This is a genomic window from Mesorhizobium sp. LNHC229A00 (assembly GCF_000502415.1).
Lineage (GTDB): Bacteria > Pseudomonadota > Alphaproteobacteria > Rhizobiales > Rhizobiaceae > Mesorhizobium.
Genome location: NZ_AYWQ01000065.1, coordinates 1 through 1,661 on the forward strand (window position 1 = coordinate 1; position 1,661 = coordinate 1,661).

At 60.3% G+C, this 1,661-nt stretch carries 2 protein-coding genes and 1 pseudogene; 2 read left to right on the forward strand and 1 reads right to left on the reverse strand.

Going from position 1 to position 1,661, the window contains the following annotated elements; translation table 11 throughout:
• Positions 1 to 980 (reverse strand): IS5 family transposase (locus X742_RS140600; RefSeq protein ID WP_023775568.1); only part of this gene is annotated, 980 nt, incomplete at its 3' end.
• Positions 981 to 1,012: 32 nt separating this feature from the next.
• Between X742_RS140600 and X742_RS140595 the strand changes: the two genes are divergently transcribed.
• Both X742_RS140595 and X742_RS140590 read left to right on the forward strand, forming a co-directional pair.
• Positions 1,013 to 1,405, forward strand: coding sequence for a group II intron maturase-specific domain-containing protein (locus X742_RS140595; protein WP_245275662.1), 393 nt, complete (start codon positions 1,013 to 1,015; stop codon positions 1,403 to 1,405).
• A gap of 53 nt (positions 1,406 to 1,458) precedes the next feature.
• A pseudogene (locus tag X742_RS140590) lies at positions 1,459 to 1,661 on the forward strand (hypothetical protein); the annotation flags it as partial.

Sequence of the window (1,661 nt, forward strand, 5' to 3'; positions counted from 1 at the left end):
GCCTTGCGGCGGGCGGATTTCGGGCGTGCGCAGGCAAGCATGCGGTTGAGGACGGCGCAGCCGATGGCGACTTCGGTCTTCTGAACGGGAAGCGACCGTGCCCGCAAACGCCGCCCGATGGTGGACTTGTATCGCCCTATGGCGGTCTCGACCAGCGAGCGTTTGCCATAACCGTTGGAGACCTGCCATTTCATCCGGCCGTCTCTGCCGATTGCGGCGATATGCTGGTCCCTTTGGCCGGCAGGTCTATCGTCGAATGGTTCGACCGCGTTGACGCGAGGCGGAATGACGATTGCGGCGGCAGCGCTATGATCGATGACTGCGTCGTAAGTCCGTTTTCCGTCATAGGCGCCGTCAGCAGTAAACTGTCCGATCGGACCGCCAATCTGGTCGAGTAGTGGCTCAACTTGAGAGACATCGCCAGTGTCCTGATCAGTCAGGGTATGGGCAATGATCTCGCCGCTGTCGGCATCCAGTGCCAGATGCAGCTTGCGCCAACTGCGACGGGATCTGGCGCCGTGCTTCTCCTCCAGCCACTGACCCGCGCCGTAGACCTGCAGGCCGGTGCTGTCGACAAGAACATGCACTGGTCCCTCCGGCGGAACCTGGCGATCATGCCGTTTGTTGGGCGATTGCCATGTCCGCGCCCGACGGCTCAGGGTGGTATGATCGGGGACAGCGAGCGCCAGCCCCATCAGTTTCAGCACCGATTCCAGCAAGCCTTCTGCCTGGCGCAGCCGCAGGCCAAACACAAGGCCCAGCGTCAAGGTGGTCTCGATCGCCAGATCAGAATAGCGGTGCTGGTCGCCACGTGTCTTGCGTCTTGGCGCTTGCCACCTGGACAGGGCTTCCGGCATCGACACCCACAGGGTCAAACTGCCGCGATGACGAAGTCCTGCCTCATATTCTGGCCAGTTCGTCACCCTGAACTTCATCTTCTCAATACGATGGCGGCGGCTGGTATTGTGTTTGAAAGGCATGGCTACGCTACAAAGGCTATTGCGGTTACCGCTTGCCTAAACCCACACCAATAAACTATCCGTGCACCAACGCCTTCTTCTGTGGCTACACGCCTGCGGCCAGCCCAACGGCGCTGAAGTCGATGCGAGCCACGATCAAAAGCTTGAACATCCCGCGGCAGACGCCGGGGACGCTGGCTGAAATCGCCCAACAGCTCAATCCACTCCTCCGGGGATGGATAGCCTATTACGGTCGTTACAGCCGTTCGGCCCTGTCCACTCTGGCTGATTACGTCAACCGGAAGCTCAGGGCGTGGATCATGCGTAAGTTCAAGCGCTTTCAGTCCCATAAGACGCGTGCCAGCCTCTTCGTGAGAAAGCTGGCGCGGGAAAATCCAGGACTGTTTGTGCACTGGAAGGCGTTCGGAACGAATACGTTTGCCTGATGGGAGCGGTGTGAATCGAGAGGTTCACGCACCGTTCTGCGAGAGGCCGGCAGGTGAAATCCCTCCGGCCTACTCACCCGTCGACCAACACCAAGCTGACCAAACGCACCGGCTGGGCGCCGAAGGGCGAACGCTTCAGGACGCATGCGCAATTCGGCAAATGGCAGACGCAGACCTTCATCGCCGGGCTGCGATGCCACGATCTTGTCGCGCCGTGGATCGTCAACGCACCCGATGAATGCCGCCATCTTCGAAC